This is a genomic window from Sphingobacterium sp. GVS05A (assembly GCF_019969845.1).
GTDB lineage: Bacteria > Bacteroidota > Bacteroidia > Sphingobacteriales > Sphingobacteriaceae > Sphingobacterium.
On sequence record NZ_JAHXYR010000011.1, the window covers coordinates 59,948 to 82,102 of the forward strand.

Genomic DNA, 22,155 nt, shown 5'->3' on the forward strand with positions numbered 1-22,155 from the left:
TGATACAAAAATTGAGCAAATACAACAAATACCAAACCTCTTTTTATCAAAAAGAATACACGGTCATGTGCGGTCTATCTTTTCTAAACTAAAACTTCATGTGGACACCCAATCCCATCCTAAAACTTGAATAATGAACAGCATTCAGCTGGCTTATTGTGCTGGTCCCATCCATCTTAAATAGTTGGTCCGTACCTGTTCCGGTATTCAAATCTGTATAACCGACTTGTAAAAAAGGAAAAATTGTTTTGGTAATCTGATGCTCCAACCGGAAGTTCACTTCCCAGCCTATACCTTTTGCTTTATGGGTAAAGCTAATGGGGTGGCTAAATTCCTCCTGGAGGTTCCAATTGGCATTTGCTGAATAACGGGGGAAATATAGGCTGCTGACATTGAGCAGAAAACTCCAGTGATCAGTATGGTAATCAGTCCTTAATCCTAAAATCAGACCATGCCATCGTGGTTTATAGGTGCTCTTCAGTTCTTTGCCTTCCACAAGCGGCTGCGTGCCATCCAGCATATACAAGGTTTGATAGCGGCCAAAATAGCCGGTATGTGCCGCAAATGCAAACTTTTCAGTTGCCCGGATTGTGTAAAAAATTTCAGCCCGCAGGTCGCTTGAATGGCCTCGATCGGCCTTAAAATCATAATCTGAAGTTTTTACAGTTCTATTATCGCTTGCGTAATCAGCATCATTGACGGTGCCTTGGCTGATCCAAAAGTGGCGAAAGGCTACTTCGGTCTGTAAAACCGAGGATAATGCTATGGTTGAGGAAATTCCTATTTCAGGCCCCCTAAGTTTTCGCCATTTGAGTTCGGATAATATATTGGGATTTTGTCCATTTTCATCACCCGCAATATTCCAGTCCAGTTTTTCCTGATTCCAGCCTAAAACAGGTGTTATCGAGAATTTAACCTTTTTTTCCTGTGCAAATGCAGTAAATGAAAACAAGCTGAAACAGAAGAGGGCAAAATATTTTTTCATACACAAGAAAGATCATACACCCCGATCTAATGGGGTGTATGAAAAGATCAGCTTAATAATTAATTTTTAGGATAAACCTGCGCAATAAAGGACTTGTCCGTTGCGGATAATACCGTATTGTTACCAACGCTAAAGCCGTTGGTTGTCAGTGCACTACTGATAGAATAGTGCATTATCGAACTCGGATCATAGGTACTATACTGCGTCTGTGTCGTTGCATATTTTGCAAACAGATTATTATCGACATCACTTTTACTCCAATAATTTGGATATCCAGCGTAATAGGTATATACCTTATCTTTATCCCATGGAATAGCCGCCAGAGGATGCTGATGCTCATGGATCATACCGAGGGCATGGCCAAATTCATGGATCACTGTCCGGCTAAATTCAGAATCTGATGTATTGTCATCAAACCAGCCAAAATTCATGGTTTCCTCATTCGACGCAATGCGCAATGCGTCGGTACCGATATATGAGTAAGATCCCGCACCATCGGTGAAAGTAACCCTTAACTGTGCTTTACCACTGTTGACAAAACGAAAGGTAATATTGGCATATTTGGACCACTCATTAGCATATTGCATTACTTTTTGGCGTACTTTGGTCGACCCACCATACAAGCGTACAGTGATGACACTGCCGTTAGTCCATTTTTTTGCACTGATCACCGCGCCTCTTGGATCTGTACCACCAGGTAAATAGACATCTTTACAGATATGCGCATCTTTAAAACCGGCTGGTATGTCAGCTTTTGAAACAGGTTTCAGTTCTTCAGAATCTTTTGGGGCATCTGTACTGTCTGCGTTTTTGTTGCAAGCTACGAGCGTAGCCGAAGCGGAAATGATCAATCCAATTAGGATTTTTTTTCTTAATTCCATACGTTCTTATTTTTTAATCAATCATAATTTAAGTCAGCTTACAACGTGGCCACATGAAAAACTAACAATCAAAATGTAACACTATTGTTACATTAAACAAAGCTAAAAAATTATATTTATTGAAACAACATCTTTTTTTTAGAAATAATCAAATAAAATTAAATACATGGCGTTTATTTAATCTTCAAATTAAAAATTAACTATTGCAGCACTAATTCTTCATATGGCCACTCAAGAACCTTCGGGCCAAAGATCTAATCAAGACACCCCATAAAGTCGATCTATGATGCATCTTTTGCGCTGCATGACGCTAAAGCAGAGTTTTGTGTTCCATCAGATATAGCAGGGCTTCGGTGACTGCTTGTGTGCTGCTTTTGGGGTTAAATCCCAGTTCCGTTCTAGCCTTAGAAATATCGAAATCCTGTTGAAGTCCTGAGAACATCGCAATATCTTTTGTTGTGATTATGGGTGGCTTCCCTTTTAGCTTCGCTGACAACTGCATCAGTCCCGCAATTCCATAGAGTATAAACTTGGGCACAGACGCTGGAATACGTAGTTTAAGACCAGGGTATAGTTTTTGCGCTATTTTGGTCGTATCAGTGATGCGCATACACTTTTCATTTGCGAGTATGTACCGCTCCCCCGATTTCCCTTTCGTGGCGGCGAGGTAACAGCCTTCGGCGACGTCCTTGACATCCACCCAGTTGAGTGCAATATCGGTGTCGACAGGAATCTGTTTGGTTAATATCAATCTTAGGATATCATAGGAAACATTCAGAGGAAGGGCAGCTTCACCACCGATCATAGCACCGGGCATCACGGAAACCAATTTGACATCCAATTCCTTTGCCAATTTGAACGCTAGCCTTTCCCCGTCATTTTTCGAATTGTAATAGGCATCCCTGCGATCCAGATTGTAACCGTTGGATTCTCTGGTGGGCGTATGCGTATAGTCCAGCGCGGCTATCGAGCTTATATAGACGATTTTTTTGACACCTGCTTCAGCGGCAGCTTCAATGGTATTTCGCGTCCCCTGCATATTCACTTCGTAGATCTCTTTTTGTGGATCTTTGGCCCATAGTTTAAAAGCGGCCCCCACAGCATAGAAGGTTTCAACACCCTGTAACGCGTTTTTAAATGCGGTTTTATCCATGATGTCCGCCTGAACGACTTCGCAATTCAGCCCTTTTAGACTGTCGCAACGATTAATATTCCGAACCGATGCGCGTACCTGAAAGCCCTTGTTTATCAATAATCTGACAAGGTTATTACCTAAATGTCCGTTCGCTCCGGACACCAATACCAAATTTTTAGTTGACATGTGTGTAGATTTTAAATGTTACGACAAAGTTCTGCTCTGGCGATTTAAAACCACTTCACAAATGTTACCTAATGATCCTTTTACGGATGCGGCTTAAACTTTTGGGGTTCATGCCCAGAAAAGAGGCAATATACTGCATCGGTACGTTGTGGAGTAATTCAGGTTGTTCGGCCATCAGTTTCAAATAACGTTTTTCAGCCGTAAGCGTTGCCAGTTCCTTCGCTCTTTTCTCATTGTAGGATAGCGACTGTTGAAATACATAGATACTGAAATCTTTAAATGCAGATGATTGTTCAATTAGAAGGTCAAGATTCCTTTTGTCGATTCGCAGCAGTTCACAGTCTGTGATACATTCCAAATTTTCATCCGATCGGGTTTGATTGTTGAAGTTTATGAAAGAAGTGATAAATCCCGGTGGACAGTTGATATGCGTTGTTATCTCATCGCCCTTATCGTTATAATGAAACAAGCGGACAAAGCCTGATACAACGAAATACAGATAGACAGGCACCTTCCCCTCCTCCTCGATGATATGATTTTTAGGAAACTTTACCGATTCCAGATAATGTTGGCACAGATCCTTTTCCAGACTTGAAAGTGTGACCTGTTGTGTAATTAGTTCAATAAACTTCGCGTGCATTTACTACCGATTATTTTCTTTTGCAATATAGGGAATAAATCCATGTACCTTAATACTCTTTTTCTGGAATAGAACCGATCAAGATGCATGGAGGCGAAAAAAATTAGCAGACGGTTGGCCACAGAATGAGGCTAAAAGTTTATTATGATCTCAATGAAATCCCTGTAAAAAGCTAATCTAATCTCATTCAGATCAACCTCAAATCGGGGCGGATACTTATACCGCTCCGATTTGAGGTTACTACTACCAGTAATGGCCAGCGGCAAGCGTTATCTAAAAGAGAAAACTATATTTTAATACCGACTGGAACCCACGTAACGGAATGGTTTGGCGATTTTCCAGATTCGCAGTTAAGCTGTAACTGGTATATAATTTTTTATTGAGGATATTATTGATATTGAGTTCCAGACTATGTTTACTTTTAAGTGGTTTATAGCGGATGGATGCGTCTAGAAAGCCATTGGCGATGGGGTCAAGTCCACTGCTTTTATAACTACCATAACTCCAGGTTCCCTTTATAAAGAGGTAAGTACCGACAACATAAAGCATACCCAGGCTATGTGTATTTGATGTATATCGGTTGGAACTCCGCTCCGCTTCACTTTTTAGCCTATTTAGAAAATTACTATTGGTATATTGATAGGATAATGTCGTATTGGAGATGCCCTTATATTCAAGCCTTGGGCTGACTGTCATTGTCGTGCCCGTGGCTGCTGCAAATTGACCATTCAAAAATTGATTGTATTTATTTTGATTCGCACTCACATTGAACCCTAGATAAATTCCCTCCTTCAATAGAGATTTAGACATACCCAGTGTCAGGGCATTACTACTCGTACGGTTGTCATAGGGCATCAACTTACTGATAATCCCCTGTTGTGTTATATCCTGGCCAACTAAGTAATCATTTTGCGTTCGCAGATGGGATGCTGTTACATTCAGGTAAAATAAGCTGATTGGCCGTTCGATATTATACCGCAATACATATGCTTGGCTTGCTGTGAAATACAGTGGTGCAGCGAAACTTTTTATTTCCCTGAAATTACTCAAAATTGGATTCGGGTAGAGCTGATCTAGATCCGAATTTTCCTGATTGAAACGTAAGGACAATAAGAAATAATCCCTATTGGGGAGATAGGCTTGCATAGATACAGTCGGTGTAAACAACAGTTTCTTCGTCACTTTGGCTGATCCTGCTTGGCGGTCTGCAATATCCCAGGCATTCCAGGTTACAGGAAAGACCCCTGAAAGGATAAAGTCCTTATTTTTCCAGTCTAGTTTTACACCAGTTGACATTTGCTGTTGTTTCCAGCGCAAATTGTTGCCAGGAAACTTTTCGTTATCAAATACAGATCCATCTCTCACCAGGTTTAATGCCGAGTTGAGTTCCTTATCGAGGTAATTTAAACGGGCAAAGTAAGTACGTTTTAAGCGTGTATTGTTACGTGTATAGGCCACCTGTATATTTCCATTGGTTTGGGGCAAAGAAACAGTTTGTCGAACCGCATCATAGGGCTGATTTTGATTTAAATAATTCGCCATCACGCCGGGCAACACCTCCAAGCGGTCTTTATGCCATTTGCGCCCCAGATCCAGGTTAAAGGTAATCAGGTCCTTGTTTTTTAATTTGGGCGTATACTCCATGGATTCGGATATAAAATTCAACTGATCCCGGCCCCATTGATCATAGCGAGCTCCACCATCCAGTAACCAGGTGTGGTGGTTTTGGTTTTCGGCTTTAAAATCGATTGTATTTTTTAAATAATACCGATTATCGTTGCCTTCCAATGTAAAGCTGCCGCGGCCATAAAATGGTTTTTTTGTCGTATTATAAGAGTTGTTGTAATTGACCTGACTGCCATCGGCTAATAGATATCTTTGCTTACCATCGCTACTGAGCTGCTCCCGGTCGGCCCACAGATTGCCATTCACGCTAGAACTCCATGCCTCGGACCATTTATAAAATTGATTGGTATTAAAGGCGACAGATCGATTGTTGTAATATTTGTTTGTCGGAACCGAGGGCGTTGCCGCTGCGATCGGTTCGGTCAGGTTGAATGAGTTGATGGATTCCACATCGTTGTTAATGCGCTCACCTATTGAATTATATTGCAGCGTATTGAGGGTTTTATATTTCTTTTTAAAGCTCATAGCATTCCCATTGATAAAACCATCGATTGGTGCGGCAATACCAACGGTAGCTTCGCCTGACCAGATCATTTTAGCATCTTCGTTAAGAACAAGATTTAATGCGACATCTTCGGAATTGCTTACCCCCTGTTTGACTTTTTTATGCTCATGATTTTGGACAAGTTCAACATCTTTTACTGCTTTGGGTTGTATTGTTCTTGTTCCAACGCCATAGCCGTTCTGAAAGATATTGTCCCCATCAACGTACATTCGACTGACGGTCTTGCCATTGTGTTTGATGACGCCGTTGTCGTCGACCTCTATACCGGGCATGCGGCGCAGTACATCGCCGATGTTCCTGTCTTCTGCAGCGACAAAGTTGTTGACTGCATAGCGTGTGGTATCACCGGCGCGACGTACCGCCAAGGGTTTGCTCTTGACAGTAACATCTGCCAGCTGAATGGACTTTTTGACCAGTTCAAAGTCCATTCTCGGACTTTGGTCTTTATACTCTTTTCGGACTTTCTCATACGAAATATGGCTAACCTCGATCCATTGAACTTTGGACATTTCTTCTTTCGTCAGGTTAAATACATACTGTCCCGCGCCATTGCTTCTGACGGTGTGGAGGCCGCTGTTGGCATAGCCGATGACGATGGTCGAATAGGGTATTGCCTGCTTGTTGCTACTGATGGTACCCTCAATTTTCTCCTGGGCAAAAGTAAGCGTGGACACCATGGTTAAGCATAGGCTACAAAAGATTTCTTTCATCAGAATCGTTATTTGATCGTACGTTCTACAGGATTGTTCAACTGAAATTTTTGTTTATTTTTCCCACTTTCTTTCATCAGGGCCTCAGCTTGTTCCTGAGAGATTTCCCGTCCGTCCTCTGTTTTGAACTTTACGGTAGCACCGGCAGGTAATTGTGCCATCATTGCCCCCAGTTTGTCCGCTTTACTATTTTCCATCGCCTTACGATATTTTTCATAGGGAAGTTCGGGCAGTTTGTCGATCTCCATCAGGGGCATCTTGTCGGTGACCTTATCCAATCCCGCATAACGAAAGCGAACCTCATTGGTCAAATCTTTGGCTTCAAGGATGGCACCGGGTAAACCATTTAGCTTCCAGGGCCCCACAGCAAATGGGATTTCTTCGGTAAACCAGGCTTCATAGGTACGGCCACCGAATTGTCCTGTCGCCTTGATGCAGGCATAGCCCCCGATATCCCGCTTTTCTTCGGTGATAACCCACTCTATTTTATAGTTCTTGTTGGGATACACCTTATACAATTGACCGAGCATCGTCACTAGACAAGGACGCTCCCCCGTTCCGAAAGGTGTATAGAGATTGACCAGTCCATCAGACTGATCAACAGCATCCATACTGATATGAAGTGCACCCTGCTCTTTATTTTTTTCCATGGGTGCCATGGAATAGAAGGCGTTTCCATTACCGATATACAGGTACATGGAACGTGTAATAGGAGCCTCCTTTTTTGTGCTATCAGCGATATGTTCAAAATCATACTTAATAAACATATTCACTTGATTGTCTTGAGCAAATAGCCCTTGGACGAAGAGAAAAAGACCGATAATAGCGGTCAGCGAAAACTTTGTTGTGTTCATTTTTATTACTTTTATATTGTCAGTGGATCAAAAGTAGAATGGAAGTGTAGCTCCCATTCCAATTGCTTTGTTAAATACTGTTAACCGGAAACGGAATTGTTAACTACTGTTAAGTAATGTTATGAACTGTTAGCAAATCTCTCTTTTTCGTGGATTTTAGCTAGCATTGTAGCTGAGAATTTTATTATGACTACACACAGGAAAACACGCGTTATCATTACCTTACTAATCGCTAGCACGATAGCCGTTATTGTCATGCAGGTGTTTTGGCTGTCCAATGCCTTTCGTATCAATCAGCAAAAGGAGAAGATCATGATACAAGGAGCCATTAAAGATGCCATAGATGTCGTTCGCCTCAAAACGTATTTTGGTATTGATAGCTCCCTATCCAAAGAACAATCGTCCATTCTGCGTGCCATGGGTGGTATACTTGATCAAGTCTCCAATAATGAGCTAAAGGGCGTGCAGATTCATCGACAGATTACAAAAGATTCAACGACAAAGAAAAGCTGTGATACCTGTACAAACGTCTCAAAAAAGACGACCCATGAATTTCGGATGGATATCGCAGAAACTGCCAAGGATGTCGAAAAAAAACTGGTCGATTCGATCTTACGGGCAAATCATACGGGCAAAGGCCCGAAGCATGTAAAAGTCACCACGCATAGGGTTCAGGATACCTTCGTTCAACTTTCTTCACGGGGTAACAAAGGGATAGATACCGCAATGGCTGATCCAGTACAAGTAAAAATGAAGGGGCAGCCATCAAAGTCTATCGCCGCACGCCATTCCATTGGTTCTGCTGTTAAGGTATATGCAAACGATACCGAATTCACACAAAAAGACGTCGATACGCTTGCCATTGGCAGATTGCTGGACTCATTGTTAGGCGCCAATTTTGATGAATTACAACTTAGGAATCAATTTAAGGTTTCCTTTGCTACCCTTGCAGATAGCGCAACGCAACCATTGGATTCCGTCGCCCACTACATCTTGGTGAAAAGTACCATCAGCCCCACCTACAGTGCAGTGATTAGCGTAGAACCTGATCTGTTCACAAGCTTAGATGGCATGAAATGGCTGCTCTTCGTTTCTATACTTATCTTGGGTATGTTATTTTATACTGCGCTTGCCCTTATTAATTCCTTCAATCGCGAAAAGCAAATGACCGAGATTAAGAATGATTTTATCTCCAATATGACCCACGAGTTCAAAACGCCTATCGCCACAGCAAGTCTGGCAGTAGAGTTGATGAGCAAATTTGGGATAAAGGATAACCCTGAAAAACTGGATGAATATCTCAATATTTGCGGTGCCGAACTCAAGCGTGTATCGACAATGATTGAGACCGTACTCCGGCTAGCGCAGGATAATCCATATATTTTGGAAAAAGAGTCCACCGATCTCAGCCAGATGCTGCATGATTTTCAGCGTCAGACAAAGTCCAAACTTGATGAAGCGAAAGGAACGTTGACAATAACAATCGCAGACGATTTTCCAACTGTTGAAGTAGACAAGACCCATTTGGAAAACATTCTCTATAATCTGCTCGATAATAGCCTTAAATATAGCCGGCAAATTCCTGCTATTCAGATTGGTGTTAGTTTGGAGAAACAACACTTTCAGCTATCCTTTAGTGACAATGGCCTGGGAATACCAAGGGATTACCTCGACCGGGTATTTGATCAATTCTTTCGGGTACCTACGGGCAACGTGCATGCAGCCAAAGGTTTTGGCTTAGGCTTATCCTATGTAAAAAAAATCGTGGAGCTCCATGGTGGTACCATTCAGGTGGAGAGTCAATTAGACAAGGGAACGACATTTTTCCTTTATATTCCAGTTAAATCTTAATTCGTTTGTTATCATCCTTATGAATAAAATAAAAGTATTATTGGCCGAAGATGAACCCATGATGGGCAAGCTGATCAAGGAAGCCTTAGAGCTCCGTGATTTTGAAGTCGTTTGGGCGATGGATGGTCTCAAAGCGTTTTCTTCCTTCTGTGTTGCACGGCCAGACATCTGTATATTTGATGTGATGATGCCCTACAAGGATGGGTTTACCTTGGCGCAAGAAATACGTGGACTAGCCAGCGAAGTTCCGATTATATTTCTGACGGCAAAGTCTACGATTCAGGATCTGGCCACGGGCTTTGAGGTTGGAGCCAACGATTATATCAAAAAGCCATTCAGCATGGAAGAATTGATTATTCGCATGCATGCCTTGCTCAATAGGCGCTCTGCCAAGAAACAATCCCCCAACGGCCTGACTGAAGAATATGTCATTGGCAAATTTCATTTTAGCTTCAGGAATCTACAGCTCACCATGGGCGATAAGCAGCAGATACTTTCTTACAAGGAAGCCCAATTACTGAAACTACTGGTTGACCATCGGGATGCTGTACTCGACCGTAAGGTGGCGCTAGACTATGTCTGGGGTGATGATAGTTATTTCAATAGCCGTAGCATGGATGTTTTTATCAGTAAACTGCGCAAATTTTTGGAGAGAGATCCCGCGATTAAGATTGTCAATATCCGCGGCAAGGGATTTAAGCTGGTAGTTTGCTTATAAATTCGATCCCGTACTCACTGCTGCAAGGTATTGGTCCGTTTTACTTCCTTGTTTATTCTTGTGCTGTCATCAGGACTAATTGGTGCTGAGCTGATTAGGCTATCCAATAGCCTCACTTCTTGATCAAAGCGCTGCCGCCAACCGCTACCCAGCTGTTTTTCCAGCTGCTCAAAATATTTTTCATTATGCTGCTCGTACCGTTGCTTTTCGCCCGGTATAATTTCGCAGCCACCTTCGATGCGTTCATAGCGGATACCCCATTTTTTGATGGTGCTGTCCAATGCGCTGTAATATCCCTCCGGAGGCAGCTCACCCTGTCGATAATCTATCCATTTTAAGCTGCTGTCTGTGCCTTTTCTTCCCGCCACGGTATTATTCTGGGCGGTTTGCGTTCCATCGCAGGAGAAGAAAAGAAAAAACAACAGGCAGAAGTAGTATCCTATTTTCATATGATTTCCAAAGCTGTATAGTTAGATAAATCTGTTCCTAAAATCCGTGGTTTTATGCGCCACATCATAGTTCTGTTCTGAGGATTCCCTTCGGTCAGATCTTTTCTCAAAAACGAAAAAAGGTAGATATTATTTTTAGGAAATACAAGCTCATCATCCTGAACGATAGGGTTTTCATTTAGATCTTTCGCTATTTTCTTGACCAAATTTAGCGGGCTGCTGGAAAAGATCGGCATCTGTTTAAAATGAAGCTGCCCTGCCCTATTATCGGCAAAGATTTCGGTCAATTGTTCGTCCTCATATTCCAATGTCAATCCGGTTGTCATTCGATGTTGCATCAGGACCACTCCTCGCTGATCATTTGCGTTTGTTGCTTCTAGTGCCTCCATGACGGTTTTCAGCTCCTATATCCTGATGGGGCTTTCCAATAAAGAAATTGCCAATCGACTTGCTGTAGACCCCAAAAGTATTCTGATGGCACGTTATCGGATCAAACAGAAGTTGAAACTGGAAAAAGAGGATAGCTTGGATCTTGCGATCCAAAGGCTGAGCTAAAGAAGAAAAATTAAGCGCCGGAATCCAAAGAAATTTGTAGATTGAGCATGTATGGAAGACCGGTCACTTTTAGAAAATATCAATAGACACATCACGCTCACGGAAAGCGAGTGTTCCTTGTTTTTGTCCCTGCTCAAGAAAAAGAAAATACCCCGAAAAAATAAGCTCCTGACACAAGGGCAATTGTGCGATTCGATCTATTTTGTTGATTGCGGTGCATTGCGGGCTTTTTATTTGGATTTATCGGGTAAAGAATCCACGATTATGTTTGCTGTAAAAGACTGGTGGGTGACGGATATGTATTGTTTTATAAATACACTTCCCGCCATGTTGACCATAGAGGCCATTGAAGAAAGCACGGTTTACCAATTGAAGAAAAATGATTTAGAAAAGTTGTATCAGACGGTACCGCAATTTGAACGCTTTTTTAGGATTTTGATGCAAAATGCATATATCCGGGAACAATTGCGTGTGGTGCAAAATCTTTCGATGACAGCGGAAGAACGCTATGATATATTTGTGAAAAAATATCCTGAGGTCGCAAATAAGGTAAAGCAAAAGCAGATCGCTTCGTATTTGGGTATTACTGCCGAATTTTTAAGTATGATTAAGCGAAAAAAGTTGGAAACCTTAAACTAGTTTATTTTTTTCTATCTGATAAGGCCGTTATTTAGCATCAACTAACAAACGTAAAAAATATGCTTATTTTAATTGCAGGCCCCTATCGTGGTGGCACCAACGATGATCCGATTTTGATGAAGCGAAATCTAGACAAGCTCGAATCTTTTGCACTGGATATCTTTCGGAAAGGCCATATTCCCTTTATTGGAGAATGGATGGCCCTTCCACTGATAAAATTGGCTGGATCAACTAAGGTCGGTGACCAGCAATGGGAAGAAATTCAATATCCTGTCGCACATCGGATGCTCGAAAAATGTGATGCTGTATTGCGTATTGAAGGAGCATCCAAAGGTGCGGATGAAGATGTGCGGCTGGCGAAAGAAAGAGGGTTAAAAGTGTATTATGATATCGCAGAAATACCTGTAGAAGGTTAACACAAGCTCTTTCAGTTCATATTTAAATCGGAGTTGGACTTTTACCACTCCGATTTGAGTTTATTAACACGTTGATAGCCATAGTATATATCACCGATTATATGACCAGATTCTCTAAACTCGTTTGCTATTTATTGCCTGAGCCCATTTCGTCCTTTTGCATCGCGGGCATTGTGGGGAATCAGTATTTACATGAGATAAGACATTTCCGCAACACATGCATGCAAATGGTCCTTCATTTACAGAAATATCAACAGACCTATAGGATGAGGGAAAAAGTGGTAGTCCATATCTCGTATCTTCATCGGTATAAAAAAGTACACTCAGGGACCCATCAACCTCCAATACCCCTTCCCTAACCTGACCCAGGTGTTCGATATTCAGATTTCGTAGTTCGGAAAAGAACTCCATACGTGAAAAAGTATTGTCATTCTCATGTTTGATGTCAAATACACCATCTTTAACAACTGGCAATACTTTGCCCTCTAGCAACTGAGCCACCGTTTCCGACTTTGATGTAATCCAAGTGATGGTTTTATAAATTGCGATTACGCATATAAAAACAACAATGGCATGAAAAATTGGAATATCCTCCTGGAACATGGGATCTCCGGCCGCCGATCCTAAGCCTATTATAATTGCTACCTCAAAAAGTGTTAACTGCCTTACTCCTCTTCTTCCAGACAGGCGTAGTATCGTTAAAATAAGCAAAAACATGATAGTCGAACGCAGGCCTATTTCAACAAGAAATGACGTATCTATGTCGTTAGCAAAAATTTTTTCCAAGTTAATCATAATTCAAAAACAAGCAATCGATTACCTAAAATTCCATCTGCCTTTTAAATCATTTATATTGTTATCAAATAATAATAGGCAGGTCTTTAAACAAAAAAAGCTAGGATGGAAAGGTGCCTAGCTTTTAAAATTCTTCATGATCGGACAAGCGATCTATATATATTCAACAATGTCCAGGTATAAACTGTTTGAAATAATTTCATTTTATGGCCACAGCGAAAAAAACAGCTTATTAAAGTCTAAAAAGTAAATTAAAACAAACGAATTCTAAAAAGCACTTGTTATTTAATTAGTTTCACTAAACAAATAATAATATGATTTTAAACAAAACATTTTTCGCCTCTCTAGCGACAGTAGCCATCTTAGTTTCATGTAATAATCAGACACCACAGGAAAAAGCCGCTGACAGCATGGAACACGCTGAGGAAAAAGCTGCTGATGCGAATGAAGAAGCGATGAATACCTCAGAAGATGCTGCTACGAAAGATGCCGAAGCTGTCGTTTATTCAAATAAAGCTGCCGCCAATGCAGCAATTGCGTCAGTACCCGCTCCAACGCTATCCAATGATAAAGCCAAAGAGCTTTATACAAAATTAGGTAAAACATGGGTAGACCGTATCAATGCTGACTCGCATGAGAAAGCAGTGGATAAAGAAAAATCGTTGTTGGATATTAAAAACGAGATCGAAAAAGATCTTGCAGATGGAAAGATATCTGCTGCAGACAAAGATAATATCATGAAATATCAATCCGATTGTTTGGCGGCTATCAAAGCTGCACTTTAATACCATATTATCAGTTCAGTCCTAAAGGATATATGGTGGTTTATCTTAAATCACCATATACCTTTAGTTTTTAACACACATAACGTTAATCACCTTTCAAAAAGATTCAATCCGCTGTTCCAAAAATAAATACAGCGAGTAATGTCTGCACATCTTTCAACTGTAATTTATAGCCCCTTTTTCCCTTGCAGCCAAAAGCCCTGATGTTTAACGCGCGCATGCATTTGTGTTCGGATTACTTTTCGAAAGTTTTGTACGGATTTTACATTCCCCGTAAGTACAAAATAAGCGTCGGACCAATATTCATTTTTGAAAATGGGTAACTCTTTAATCTGATCTGAATCAGAAAACAAGGTCGATTTTGGAAACACAATGCTGTTTTCCAGTCCGAGTAGCTCCGGGATAGCATTGTTCTCTGCATCCAATTCGAAAAGGAACAGGTGTTCCTTCTTTTGCTCCTCCATAACAGGCAAAAAAGAGCAGGCCAATGCCAGTGAAGTCTCATCGCCAAAGAATACAATTTTCTCAGCGGCTTTATCGTAGTACTTTTGTTCTGTGCGAGGTTTGTTGAGCACTAGGCGATCACCCACTTCCAGATGATTCATAAAGTCACTTCCACAACCATTACCATGGATATGTGCAATTAATTGCAGGGTATTTTTCTCGCTGTTTATTTCAGCAATGGTATATCTTCTGGCATCGGTGTCAGAAACGCGTATGTCAAAAAAAGCACCGACGGAAAACTGCAGTTTTTCAAAATCCCCCTGTAAACTAATTCGTTTAACGGTTGTTGACAAATATTCAGTTTGACTTACTTGGACCTCGGGAATTTGAGAAACGAATAAATTGAGGGTATCAAAAACCCATTTTGGAGCACTCGGCATAATCTTATGTTTTGATTGAACACAAAGAAAGCCACCGGCTTCTGTATAAAAAAGAATAAAGAGTAGTATTGATTGGACTAATCGTGGTTTTTGCTACGAAACGCTTTTGCACTCATGCCACATATCTTGGTAAACAAGCGAGAAAAATAAGGATAATCCTCATAGCCCAATTCAAAAGCAATCTCCTTAACCGATTTGTCAGAATGATATAGCAATCGTTTGGCCTCCAAAATTACACGTTGCTGGATATGATGTGAAACAGGAAACCCTGTTACATTTTTGACAGATTCATTGAGATAGGAAACCGAAATATTAAATTGGGTAGCATACGCAGCAGGACGTTTCAAGGTCAGAAAGTTTTGTTCCAACAGTAGGAAAAAAGCTTTATTAATCCGTTCAAACCGCGATAGTGACTCGGCAGTTTTACTATATTTTAGATACACGGATAGCTGCAAAGCAATCAAGGCATTTACGCTGTCCTTCAATACAGAAAAATGCAATTTGTCGTTCGTTCGTTCGTAGAGTTCAATGCACAAATTGTAAGTCTTCTCAATAATCCCAAGATCTTCCAATTCAATCGCCAAAGGTTTTAAGGGCGAGATGTTTTGCAAAATAGTAAGATATTCGGCGGCAATATTTTCATTGCTAATGATTAGCATAAACATTTCTATATGCTCCACCTGCACTGCCCTATGCACTTGATCCGGCGATTGATAGTATATGGTCGGTTTATCTGTGCGGTATTGCTGAAAATCTATTTCCATAACAGTAACCCCACTTTTCTGTAAGACAAAGAAATGATAATCGTGCCGATGTGCCTGCATGATTTCTTCATCTTCCCAAAAAGATTCGGGTGAAACTTTTGCAAGAGCAATGCCATGACCAAATTCTTTGGGTAGCGTCCTGACCGGAATATATCTTTTGTGTTGCATTCTTCAATTTAACCAGCGCAAAGCACGTTATCTTTTAGATGGCTTAAAAGTATTAAATTTACTTATTAAAACATGCTATAGAGGAGCAAATTTTTGGAATAATAAATATGAATCAACTGGCGGGCAAGAGCTGGTTATGACGAAATCAGTTTTTTCTCAGTTTGAGATTTTTTGGTGATATAGTTGATCACACCACCCGCAGCCCCATTGCGGTACAGTGCTATCGCACCATTGATCACCTCAATATGATCTACGGTGCTGACATCAGTTGTACGCAGGTCATGGTCCCTATTTCGTAAGGGAGTATATTTCGGGATACCATCTATCAGTACCAGAAAATTACGGCCACGGATCTTGGCAATAAAGTTATCCTGGCTTTCTTCACTCGACGAGATACTCGGCACCTATTGCATCAAAATGAACGTCAGATTATCATTAATCTGACGCTGTTGTTCAAGTGCTTTATCGCCAATATAGTTGACAGACGATGGTACTTCATCAATATGTTCGGCCAATCGGCTCGCCGTCACGACCACCTCATCCAGATTACGCTGCTCTACCACTTAAGATCAACTCAGGTTTTCGGGCAAATAGGCTTCCATTTTGAGCCTAGCCAATAAATAACTTATGGTCGATTCTGCACCCTGGTTAATATTTACTGTACGCTCTTCTAGGCCATCGAAACAACCGCCAGTTACTGGGTTATAAACAATCTGCTGGATATGATTGCGCCCCAGGAACCATTCGAATGCTGTCCGTATCGTGTTTTTATAGTGTTCATCTTTTGTATGTCTGTAAAACTTATCCAGCGCAATAATGGTATAGGCAACATCGATGGGCTGCTCCCCTCCTTTGGGTTGAGCTCTCGGTTGATCACGTTGTGCCCATCCTTTATTGGAAATAACATGGATTTCGTCACCAATAATAATCCGGCTCAATAAAAAATCAAAGGATTGATAAGCAATGTCCCGATATCTCTTATCACCGGCTGACTCATAGGCAGTCAACAAAGCTTCCGGAATCACGCTATTGCCATAGGTCATGTAGGATTCGTACCATTGCCAATCGGCAGTACTTTCATACTCAAACATAGCTACCAAGCGGCCGGCTAAAACATCTATGATCGCTTTATAATTATTGCCTTTCATAAAACTTAGGCCCTTTATCGTAAAGGCCATGGATCGTGTTGAATAATAAACCAGCGCATGCTTGGAAGCCCGCTCCAAAAGTTCAATAGCAGGTTTGACTATCCGTTCGGGTAAAAGATTGGCTAATCCAACCACCTCGCCCAATGCCCATACCGCCCGTCCATTGGCATCTTCTAGGTTTTCCTGCTCGTTTTGTAGGGTAAAATTACCGTCACTGTCTACATAGTTCAAAAATGTACCATCATCCTGCATACAGTAAGCTATAAAATCCAGGTACTTCTTGATCAAGCCAAGGTCTTCCTGAGATTCGTATAATTTATAATGATGTAACATCGCGATAAGCGCTCGGGCATTGTCATCCAAAGCATAGCCACTCGCTAGGTCTGGCATGCTGATGTCCGCAAATTGCACAAATGCGCGTTCTGTTGACATCCGAAACATATGGTCCAAGTTGAGGGGGGGAATAGAATACAACATATCTCTTTTTTCGTCAATAAGGAGTTCAAATAGATTGACATGGGCTATTGCTACATTTTGCCAGGAGGTATTGACCATTTTTTGAAGATTCACATGGCGGATTTTCTCTAGTCTCGGTGTATCGTCCAGAATTTGATTAACCGCCTCCGCAAGTTGATCAGATGCTTCAAAATCAATCATCGTGCCCATATCTGCTTTCAGAACTTCCCGGACATGGGGAATGGGAGTCGAAACAATGGGACATCCCGAACTCAGGGCATAAGAAAAGGTTCCACTAACCGCCTGAAAGGGATCTTTCGAGGTAAACAGGTAAACATCCGTGATCGATAGGTAAGCTAACAGCGACTCTATCGAGAGAAATTCATTTACAAACCTGACATGAGCTGCAAGCCCATACCGCTCAATTATTTCTTCCAGTAGATTTCTATACGCTTCCCCTTCACGTTGTAACAAAGTGGGGTGTGTCTGTCCCATAATGAGGAACATCACATTTGGATTTTGCGCAACAATAGCGGGAAGTGCATGAAGCGTAGTTTCGATACTCTTGCTTGGCCCTAGCAGACCAAAAGTGCTCAGCACTTTCTTGCCCAGTAGGCCATATTGCTCCAGCGTCGCTTGTTTGTTCTTTGCGGGAGCTAAATGCGTTCCGTGTGCGATTACTGTGATTTTATTTGGAGAGATTCCATAAGCGTTTACCAAAATATCAGCAGAATTTTGAGTCATGACGACGATCTGCGAACAATACTCCGCAATAGTGGTTACCTGTTCAAGTAATACGGCATCTGGCGATGGTAGTACTGTATGAAAAGTAATCACTATGGTGATCTGTGCAGTATTAAGATTGGAAAGGAAAGAGCTGAATTGTGTTTCCTGACCGGAGAATAAGCCAAATTCATGTTCAATACAAACTAAGTCGATAGTTTTGTATAATTGAATATTCTCTAATAGCGTATTAAATGAAAGCGGATTTGCAATCTCCAATAAACCAAGAGGTGTATCGTCATAATTTGTGAGACCCTGTGGTGCTACGATTGGTATCGGAATAAGGTCGTAAGAATCCTGAAATTTACTTGAAATAGCCTTCATTAAATCTGTCGTGTAGGTGGCAATACCGCAGGCGCGCGGGGGAAAAGTTGATAGGAATGCAATTCCTCTTTTCGTCGTTAAAATCATTGTGGATTATTTATGTGAAGTCCTTGCATACGATCGTCTTGTATCTTTAACAAGGGGCTGCACGTAGGGAGGTTCTATAAATGTACACAAATAAAACCGTAAGGATGACATAATCTAACATAATGTTTCCATTGCTTCGGCATATGAAGGATGCACAACTATCATCAAGATATTCATAGAATATCAAAAATCCAAGTTGTTAGAATTGTTAGAAGCGGAATCGGCTATTCCACACAACGTACCTAGCCGCCTTGTCAAAGAGCCTTGGTAATATATGATATTATTAATTGAAATGATATAGGAAGATAACGTCACCTGTATAGGCCGGTTTATCTTGTCCTTTAATTGAGAGTTTTGCCTGTATAATAGCCTTCACTGTTCCTCTTAAGTTTGATATTGACTTTGCTGTAGCCTGCAATTGTACTTCACTGTCTACGGGCACTGCCTGTCCAAATTTGAAATTCTCAATACCATAGTTGATTTCCATTTTTACATTACGGACATCTGCGATCTGCTTCCATAGATACGGTATAAGTGATAGTGTCAAATAACCATGAACGATCGTTGAACCAAAGGGCCCCTCATCCTTTGCTCTTTGCGGGTCAACATGGATCCACTGGAAGTCGAGCGTTGATGCTGCAAATTTATTGATCTGCTGCTGGTCGATCTGATGCCAACCAGAAACTCCAATGATTTTTCCTTCATAGGATTTGTATTCTTCAAAACGGTTAATAATTACCATTGTCGTTTAGCTTTATCGTGGTTCACATGATCCAATACAAGGTACATAAATTTGGGGCATTAATTCGTTTATGGCCAAAAAGAAGTTTCACCTTTCCGTCACCACCTTTCTATGATTCTCTCCCCAATCTTTTAAGGCATAAATAATCGGTGTCAATGTATCAGCGTAAGGCTCTAATTTATACGTAATTTTAACTGGATACTCGTCGGCGACTATTCTTGTTATTAATTTGTGTTGTTCTAGGTCCTTCAATTCCTTTGCCAAGACTTTTGGTGTGATTCCAGGGATGCTTTCCTGAATATCTGTAAAACGATCGTTTCCAACCCCAACAGAGATAATAATGGGCAATTTCCATTTCCCGTTAATGACATCTAAGGTATCGCGAACAGGCTTAATGGTAGAAAGGCAATCGCAGTGCTGTTTTTTTTGTGCCATAATTTACACTTATTAAGTTGCTAGATCTACATTAATTTCCATCATTACTTCGGCAAATAGTTGTACTGATTTTATCCGTGCTTCGGGTGAATACAGCGTCGAAACGGCAATCAATTCATCCACAGCGGTTTCTTCCAAAAAGCCAATAATTTGTTTTTTTACGGTTTCCTTGTCGCCCACAAAAGAAAATTTGAGCATCTGATTCACACTTGGGTGGTTAAGAATCTCTCGCCAAGCTGCGGTCATTTCCTTCGGCGGTTGCACACTTTGCATATTGCCAGTTAGCATTCCATAAAACATTCCGATCAATGAAGTGAATAAATTTTCTGCTTCGGCATTTGTATCGGCCATGATTACATTAATTCCAGCCATGGTATAGGGTGCTTTCAGAAACTTGGAAGGCTGAAACTCCTGTTGGTAGATACGTAATGCATTGTACAAATGCGTAGAAGCGAAATGGCTAGCAAAAGCATAGGGTAAACCCTTTTGAGCAGCTATATGAGCACTATCGGTACTCGAACCCAAGATGAAGATCGGGACGTCCATTCCTTCAGCCATAGGAACTCTCACTTTAGCAGATTTGTTTTCCAGCGAAAAGTAACGCTGTATTTTCTCAATTTCATCCGGAAAAGCGTGTGCTGCCTGAAACGAATCCGAACGTATAGCCTGTGCCGTTGCATTGTCTGTTCCCACGGCTCTTCCCAAGCCCAAATCAACGCGGTTAGGATATAATTGTGCCAACGTGCCAAACTGCTCGGCTACAATTAGTGGCGAATGGTTGGGTAACATTACACCACCCGAACCTACTTTTATTCGCTCAGTATTCTCCGCTACATACCCTATTAAAACAGCAGTTGCTGAACTGGCTACTGTGTCTGAATTATGGTGTTCGGCAAACCAGTATCTTTCATAACCCTTTTGCTCAGCCACTTTGGCAAGTCCTGCTGTATTATTCAATGTTTCTTTAAAACTCGTATTTTGTGATACCGTCGCCAGCTCTAATATGGAGTATTTTATATTATTTTTCATACGTTTTATCCCTTAACTATCATTTTACTTTATCTGTTTAACAAGTAAAATCAATAAGACAAAATTACCTAAAATGTAGTTACCAAAAGATAGTACTTTCCTAAAGGAAAGTAAGATTGACACTATAGACCTTAGATTTATTTCGCTTTCCTTCTGGAAAGCACAACATAAAGGGAAGAAAAGGACTTGTACATTTGATGATTATAAAATAGTCGAAAAGATGAAAATAGGAATATTAGGTTCGGGGAATATGGGTAGCATACTGGCTAAATATTTAATCAATTTAGGTCATGAGGTGATCATTTCCAATTCACGTGGGCCTGCTTCGCTGGCAGATGTTTCTGCTAAAACAGGTACTACCGCTGGAACTGCGGAAGAAGCCGCAGCAGCTCAAGACCTCGTCATTATAGCCGTTCCAGAAAAAGCTATTCCAAGTCTGCCCGTGCAGATTTTGTCTACCTCACAAGCGATCATTGTTCATTCCGGGAATTATTATCCATCCCGTGACGGTAGTAATACAGCGATCGAAAACGGACTAACAGACAGCGAATGGGTGGCAAAAGTGATTCGTCATCCGGTGATAAAAGCGTTCAACAATATCGTTGCAGGAAGTCTGGCCTCAAAAGCGCGCCCCCAAGGAAGCCCAGAGCGGATTTCCCTATCAGTTGCAGGCGACGATTTAAAAGCCAAGCGATTCATTATGCGACTAATTGACGAAATCGGATTTGATGCATTAGATGCAGGTGCGATTGCATCATCATGGCGGCAACAACCCGGTGAGCCGGCGTATTGCCATGATCTCGATAAACAAAACCTGATTATTGCTTTGGAAAAAGCAGATATTAATAAGCGCGCAGAAAACCGTGCCTTGGCTGATGAACTAGCGCGCCCCTACCTTTAATAAATTAATAAAATTATAATCAAAAAAAACGCTTATATTTATCTACCTAATAGTAGATAGATTAATGTATACAAAAGAGAAAATAATTCATACAGCCGCCGAAATGTTATCTGACAATGGTTTTAACGCCTTTAGTTTCCATGATATTTCAAAGGATATCGGGATTAAAACCTCTTCCATACATTATTACTTCCCGACCAAGAGCGATCTGATCATTGCAATAATACACTATTCACAGAGCGTGCAGGCTGTTTTATTTGAGTCTATATCTGCAAAGGAACCCTATGAGAAGTTAGCTGCGCTGATTGATTTTTACGTTGCTTTAGCCGTTAAAGGAAAGATGTGTCCTATCGTTGCTATTTCATCCGATATGAAAGATATAGACCCTAATATCAAACTTGAGGTCAGAAGATTTTACGATTTTCTGTTACACTGGCTCAGCGCTACACTCGAAGAAGGAATAATTAAAAATCAATTTGCAAGCATACAAACCCCAGGTGATAAATCTATCGAAATATTAAATATTTTGGCGATGATGCCTATTTTATCTCGTCTTGGCCAGGGCGCCGAGCGTTTTCTCTGTATAAAGGAATCTCTTTTCAACAATCTTCTACTTCAAGACTATCGAGAAAAATATAAATAGT

The 22,155-nt window shown here is 41.0% G+C and carries 25 protein-coding genes; 8 read left to right on the forward strand and 17 right to left on the reverse strand.

The annotated features are described in order from the left end of the window. Window positions 1–88 precede the first annotated feature (88 nt). The 6 genes from LC454_RS23475 to LC454_RS23500 all read right to left on the reverse strand — a co-directional run bounded on the left by LC454_RS23475 (window position 89) and on the right by LC454_RS23500 (window position 7,582). The gene (locus LC454_RS23475) at window positions 89–985 is read right to left on the reverse strand and encodes a hypothetical protein (RefSeq protein ID WP_223584882.1); all 897 of its coding nucleotides are present in this window, start codon (window positions 983–985) and stop codon (window positions 89–91) included. A 59-nt stretch (window positions 986–1,044) separates the two neighbouring features. Then, window positions 1,045–1,866, reverse strand: coding sequence for a M12 family metallopeptidase (locus tag LC454_RS23480; RefSeq protein WP_223584883.1), 822 nt, complete (start codon window positions 1,864–1,866; stop codon window positions 1,045–1,047). Window positions 1,867–2,176: 310 nt separating this feature from the next. After that, the gene (locus tag LC454_RS23485; RefSeq protein ID WP_223584884.1) at window positions 2,177–3,187 is read right to left on the reverse strand and encodes an NAD-dependent epimerase/dehydratase family protein; all 1,011 of its coding nucleotides are present in this window, start codon (window positions 3,185–3,187) and stop codon (window positions 2,177–2,179) included. Window positions 3,188–3,251: 64 nt separating this feature from the next. Beyond that, window positions 3,252–3,827, reverse strand: coding sequence for a Crp/Fnr family transcriptional regulator (locus LC454_RS23490; RefSeq protein WP_223584885.1), 576 nt, complete (start codon window positions 3,825–3,827; stop codon window positions 3,252–3,254). A 273-nt stretch (window positions 3,828–4,100) separates the two neighbouring features. Then, a complete protein-coding gene (locus LC454_RS23495; RefSeq protein WP_223584886.1) occupies window positions 4,101–6,728 on the reverse strand; it encodes a hypothetical protein in 2,628 nt (875 codons plus the stop codon). An 8-nt stretch (window positions 6,729–6,736) separates the two neighbouring features. Next, complete coding sequence (locus LC454_RS23500; RefSeq protein ID WP_223584887.1) at window positions 6,737–7,582, reverse strand: GLPGLI family protein; 846 nt, start codon at window positions 7,580–7,582, stop codon at window positions 6,737–6,739. Window positions 7,583–7,768: 186 nt separating this feature from the next. Between LC454_RS23500 and LC454_RS23505 the strand changes: the two genes are divergently transcribed. Further along, entirely contained in the window at window positions 7,769–9,433 is a 1,665-nt protein-coding gene (locus LC454_RS23505; RefSeq protein ID WP_223584888.1) for a sensor histidine kinase, read from the forward strand. Between the two features lie 19 nt (window positions 9,434–9,452). Continuing rightward, window positions 9,453–10,151 carry a response regulator transcription factor gene (locus tag LC454_RS23510; protein WP_223584889.1) on the forward strand — a complete coding sequence of 233 codons (699 nt, stop codon included), beginning with the start codon at window positions 9,453–9,455 and terminating at the stop codon, window positions 10,149–10,151. A 14-nt stretch (window positions 10,152–10,165) separates the two neighbouring features. On the opposite strand, the gene LC454_RS23515 is transcribed toward LC454_RS23510, so the two are convergent. Next, window positions 10,166–10,600 (reverse strand): hypothetical protein, encoded by a 435-nt coding sequence (locus LC454_RS23515; protein WP_223584890.1) that lies wholly within the window; start codon window positions 10,598–10,600, stop codon window positions 10,166–10,168. Further along, the gene (locus LC454_RS23520; protein WP_223584891.1) at window positions 10,597–10,989 is read right to left on the reverse strand and encodes a hypothetical protein; all 393 of its coding nucleotides are present in this window, start codon (window positions 10,987–10,989) and stop codon (window positions 10,597–10,599) included. Before LC454_RS23520 ends, LC454_RS23515 begins: the two co-directional genes overlap by 4 nt. Here LC454_RS23520 and LC454_RS23525 point away from each other — a divergent pair. Genes LC454_RS23525 through LC454_RS23535 form a run of 3 tightly spaced genes read left to right on the forward strand, consistent with a single transcriptional unit; the run spans window position 10,988 to window position 12,210 of the window. Further along, window positions 10,988–11,155, forward strand: a complete 168-nt coding sequence (locus LC454_RS23525) for a LuxR C-terminal-related transcriptional regulator (protein WP_223584892.1) — start codon at window positions 10,988–10,990, stop codon at window positions 11,153–11,155. The two genes, LC454_RS23520 and LC454_RS23525, sit on opposite strands and share 2 nt — an antisense overlap. A gap of 51 nt (window positions 11,156–11,206) precedes the next feature. After that, a complete protein-coding gene (locus LC454_RS23530) occupies window positions 11,207–11,794 on the forward strand; it encodes a Crp/Fnr family transcriptional regulator (protein ID WP_223584893.1) in 588 nt (195 codons plus the stop codon). Between the two features lie 59 nt (window positions 11,795–11,853). Continuing rightward, the gene (locus LC454_RS23535) at window positions 11,854–12,210 is read left to right on the forward strand and encodes a DUF4406 domain-containing protein (RefSeq protein ID WP_223584894.1); all 357 of its coding nucleotides are present in this window, start codon (window positions 11,854–11,856) and stop codon (window positions 12,208–12,210) included. 114 nt (window positions 12,211–12,324) lie between these two features. Here the strand turns inward: LC454_RS23535 and LC454_RS23540 are convergent, their stop codons facing one another. After that, window positions 12,325–13,005 carry a DUF421 domain-containing protein gene (locus tag LC454_RS23540; protein WP_410528669.1) on the reverse strand — a complete coding sequence of 227 codons (681 nt, stop codon included), beginning with the start codon at window positions 13,003–13,005 and terminating at the stop codon, window positions 12,325–12,327. Between the two features lie 314 nt (window positions 13,006–13,319). Between LC454_RS23540 and LC454_RS23545 the strand changes: the two genes are divergently transcribed. Beyond that, complete coding sequence (locus tag LC454_RS23545) at window positions 13,320–13,790, forward strand: hypothetical protein (RefSeq protein WP_223584896.1); 471 nt, start codon at window positions 13,320–13,322, stop codon at window positions 13,788–13,790. 167 nt (window positions 13,791–13,957) lie between these two features. Here LC454_RS23545 and LC454_RS23550 read toward each other — a convergent pair whose 3' ends face one another. The 8 genes from LC454_RS23550 to LC454_RS23585 all read right to left on the reverse strand — a co-directional run bounded on the left by LC454_RS23550 (window position 13,958) and on the right by LC454_RS23585 (window position 20,610). Then, window positions 13,958–14,674, reverse strand: a complete 717-nt coding sequence (locus tag LC454_RS23550) for an FAD-binding oxidoreductase (RefSeq protein WP_223584897.1) — start codon at window positions 14,672–14,674, stop codon at window positions 13,958–13,960. A gap of 77 nt (window positions 14,675–14,751) precedes the next feature. Continuing rightward, window positions 14,752–15,606 carry an AraC family transcriptional regulator gene (locus tag LC454_RS23555; protein ID WP_223584898.1) on the reverse strand — a complete coding sequence of 285 codons (855 nt, stop codon included), beginning with the start codon at window positions 15,604–15,606 and terminating at the stop codon, window positions 14,752–14,754. 134 nt (window positions 15,607–15,740) lie between these two features. Then, window positions 15,741–16,010 carry a TonB-dependent receptor plug domain-containing protein gene (locus LC454_RS23560; protein ID WP_317196282.1) on the reverse strand — a complete coding sequence of 90 codons (270 nt, stop codon included), beginning with the start codon at window positions 16,008–16,010 and terminating at the stop codon, window positions 15,741–15,743. Next, complete coding sequence (locus tag LC454_RS23565; protein WP_223584899.1) at window positions 16,011–16,169, reverse strand: hypothetical protein; 159 nt, start codon at window positions 16,167–16,169, stop codon at window positions 16,011–16,013. Between the two features lie 6 nt (window positions 16,170–16,175). Continuing rightward, the gene (locus LC454_RS23570; protein WP_223584900.1) at window positions 16,176–18,404 is read right to left on the reverse strand and encodes a glycosyltransferase; all 2,229 of its coding nucleotides are present in this window, start codon (window positions 18,402–18,404) and stop codon (window positions 16,176–16,178) included. 283 nt (window positions 18,405–18,687) lie between these two features. After that, a complete protein-coding gene (locus LC454_RS23575) occupies window positions 18,688–19,146 on the reverse strand; it encodes a MaoC family dehydratase (RefSeq protein WP_223584901.1) in 459 nt (152 codons plus the stop codon). 87 nt (window positions 19,147–19,233) lie between these two features. Continuing rightward, window positions 19,234–19,581, reverse strand: a complete 348-nt coding sequence (locus LC454_RS23580; RefSeq protein ID WP_223584902.1) for a winged helix-turn-helix transcriptional regulator — start codon at window positions 19,579–19,581, stop codon at window positions 19,234–19,236. Window positions 19,582–19,593: 12 nt separating this feature from the next. Further along, window positions 19,594–20,610 carry an LLM class flavin-dependent oxidoreductase gene (locus tag LC454_RS23585; protein ID WP_223584903.1) on the reverse strand — a complete coding sequence of 339 codons (1,017 nt, stop codon included), beginning with the start codon at window positions 20,608–20,610 and terminating at the stop codon, window positions 19,594–19,596. Window positions 20,611–20,749: 139 nt separating this feature from the next. Between LC454_RS23585 and LC454_RS23590 the strand changes: the two genes are divergently transcribed. Then, on the forward strand, window positions 20,750–21,511 hold the full coding sequence (locus LC454_RS23590; protein ID WP_410528671.1) for an NADPH-dependent F420 reductase: 762 nt from the start codon (window positions 20,750–20,752) through the stop codon (window positions 21,509–21,511). 64 nt (window positions 21,512–21,575) lie between these two features. Next, on the forward strand, window positions 21,576–22,154 hold the full coding sequence (locus tag LC454_RS23595) for a TetR/AcrR family transcriptional regulator (RefSeq protein ID WP_223584905.1): 579 nt from the start codon (window positions 21,576–21,578) through the stop codon (window positions 22,152–22,154). Window position 22,155 lies beyond the last annotated feature (1 nt).

Coding starts and splice junctions, on each gene's coding strand:
- LC454_RS23475 (WP_223584882.1), bottom strand. CDS start 985: ATGAAAAAATATTTTGCCCTCTTCTGTTTCAGCTTGTTTTCATTTACT.
- LC454_RS23480 (WP_223584883.1), bottom strand. CDS start 1,866: ATGGAATTAAGAAAAAAAATCCTAATTGGATTGATCATTTCCGCTTCG.
- LC454_RS23485 (WP_223584884.1), bottom strand. CDS start 3,187: ATGTCAACTAAAAATTTGGTATTGGTGTCCGGAGCGAACGGACATTTA.
- LC454_RS23490 (WP_223584885.1), bottom strand. CDS start 3,827: ATGCACGCGAAGTTTATTGAACTAATTACACAACAGGTCACACTTTCA.
- LC454_RS23495 (WP_223584886.1), bottom strand. CDS start 6,728: ATGAAAGAAATCTTTTGTAGCCTATGCTTAACCATGGTGTCCACGCTT.
- LC454_RS23500 (WP_223584887.1), bottom strand. CDS start 7,582: ATGAACACAACAAAGTTTTCGCTGACCGCTATTATCGGTCTTTTTCTC.
- LC454_RS23505 (WP_223584888.1), top strand. CDS start 7,769: ATGACTACACACAGGAAAACACGCGTTATCATTACCTTACTAATCGCT.
- LC454_RS23510 (WP_223584889.1), top strand. CDS start 9,453: ATGAATAAAATAAAAGTATTATTGGCCGAAGATGAACCCATGATGGGC.
- LC454_RS23515 (WP_223584890.1), bottom strand. CDS start 10,600: ATGAAAATAGGATACTACTTCTGCCTGTTGTTTTTTCTTTTCTTCTCC.
- LC454_RS23525 (WP_223584892.1), top strand. CDS start 10,988: ATGACGGTTTTCAGCTCCTATATCCTGATGGGGCTTTCCAATAAAGAA.
- LC454_RS23520 (WP_223584891.1), bottom strand. CDS start 10,989: ATGGAGGCACTAGAAGCAACAAACGCAAATGATCAGCGAGGAGTGGTC.
- LC454_RS23530 (WP_223584893.1), top strand. CDS start 11,207: ATGGAAGACCGGTCACTTTTAGAAAATATCAATAGACACATCACGCTC.
- LC454_RS23535 (WP_223584894.1), top strand. CDS start 11,854: ATGCTTATTTTAATTGCAGGCCCCTATCGTGGTGGCACCAACGATGAT.
- LC454_RS23540 (WP_410528669.1), bottom strand. CDS start 13,005: ATGATTAACTTGGAAAAAATTTTTGCTAACGACATAGATACGTCATTT.
- LC454_RS23545 (WP_223584896.1), top strand. CDS start 13,320: ATGATTTTAAACAAAACATTTTTCGCCTCTCTAGCGACAGTAGCCATC.
- LC454_RS23550 (WP_223584897.1), bottom strand. CDS start 14,674: ATGCCGAGTGCTCCAAAATGGGTTTTTGATACCCTCAATTTATTCGTT.
- LC454_RS23555 (WP_223584898.1), bottom strand. CDS start 15,606: ATGCAACACAAAAGATATATTCCGGTCAGGACGCTACCCAAAGAATTT.
- LC454_RS23570 (WP_223584900.1), bottom strand. CDS start 18,404: ATGATTTTAACGACGAAAAGAGGAATTGCATTCCTATCAACTTTTCCC.
- LC454_RS23575 (WP_223584901.1), bottom strand. CDS start 19,146: ATGGTAATTATTAACCGTTTTGAAGAATACAAATCCTATGAAGGAAAA.
- LC454_RS23580 (WP_223584902.1), bottom strand. CDS start 19,581: ATGGCACAAAAAAAACAGCACTGCGATTGCCTTTCTACCATTAAGCCT.
- LC454_RS23585 (WP_223584903.1), bottom strand. CDS start 20,610: ATGAAAAATAATATAAAATACTCCATATTAGAGCTGGCGACGGTATCA.
- LC454_RS23595 (WP_223584905.1), top strand. CDS start 21,576: ATGTATACAAAAGAGAAAATAATTCATACAGCCGCCGAAATGTTATCT.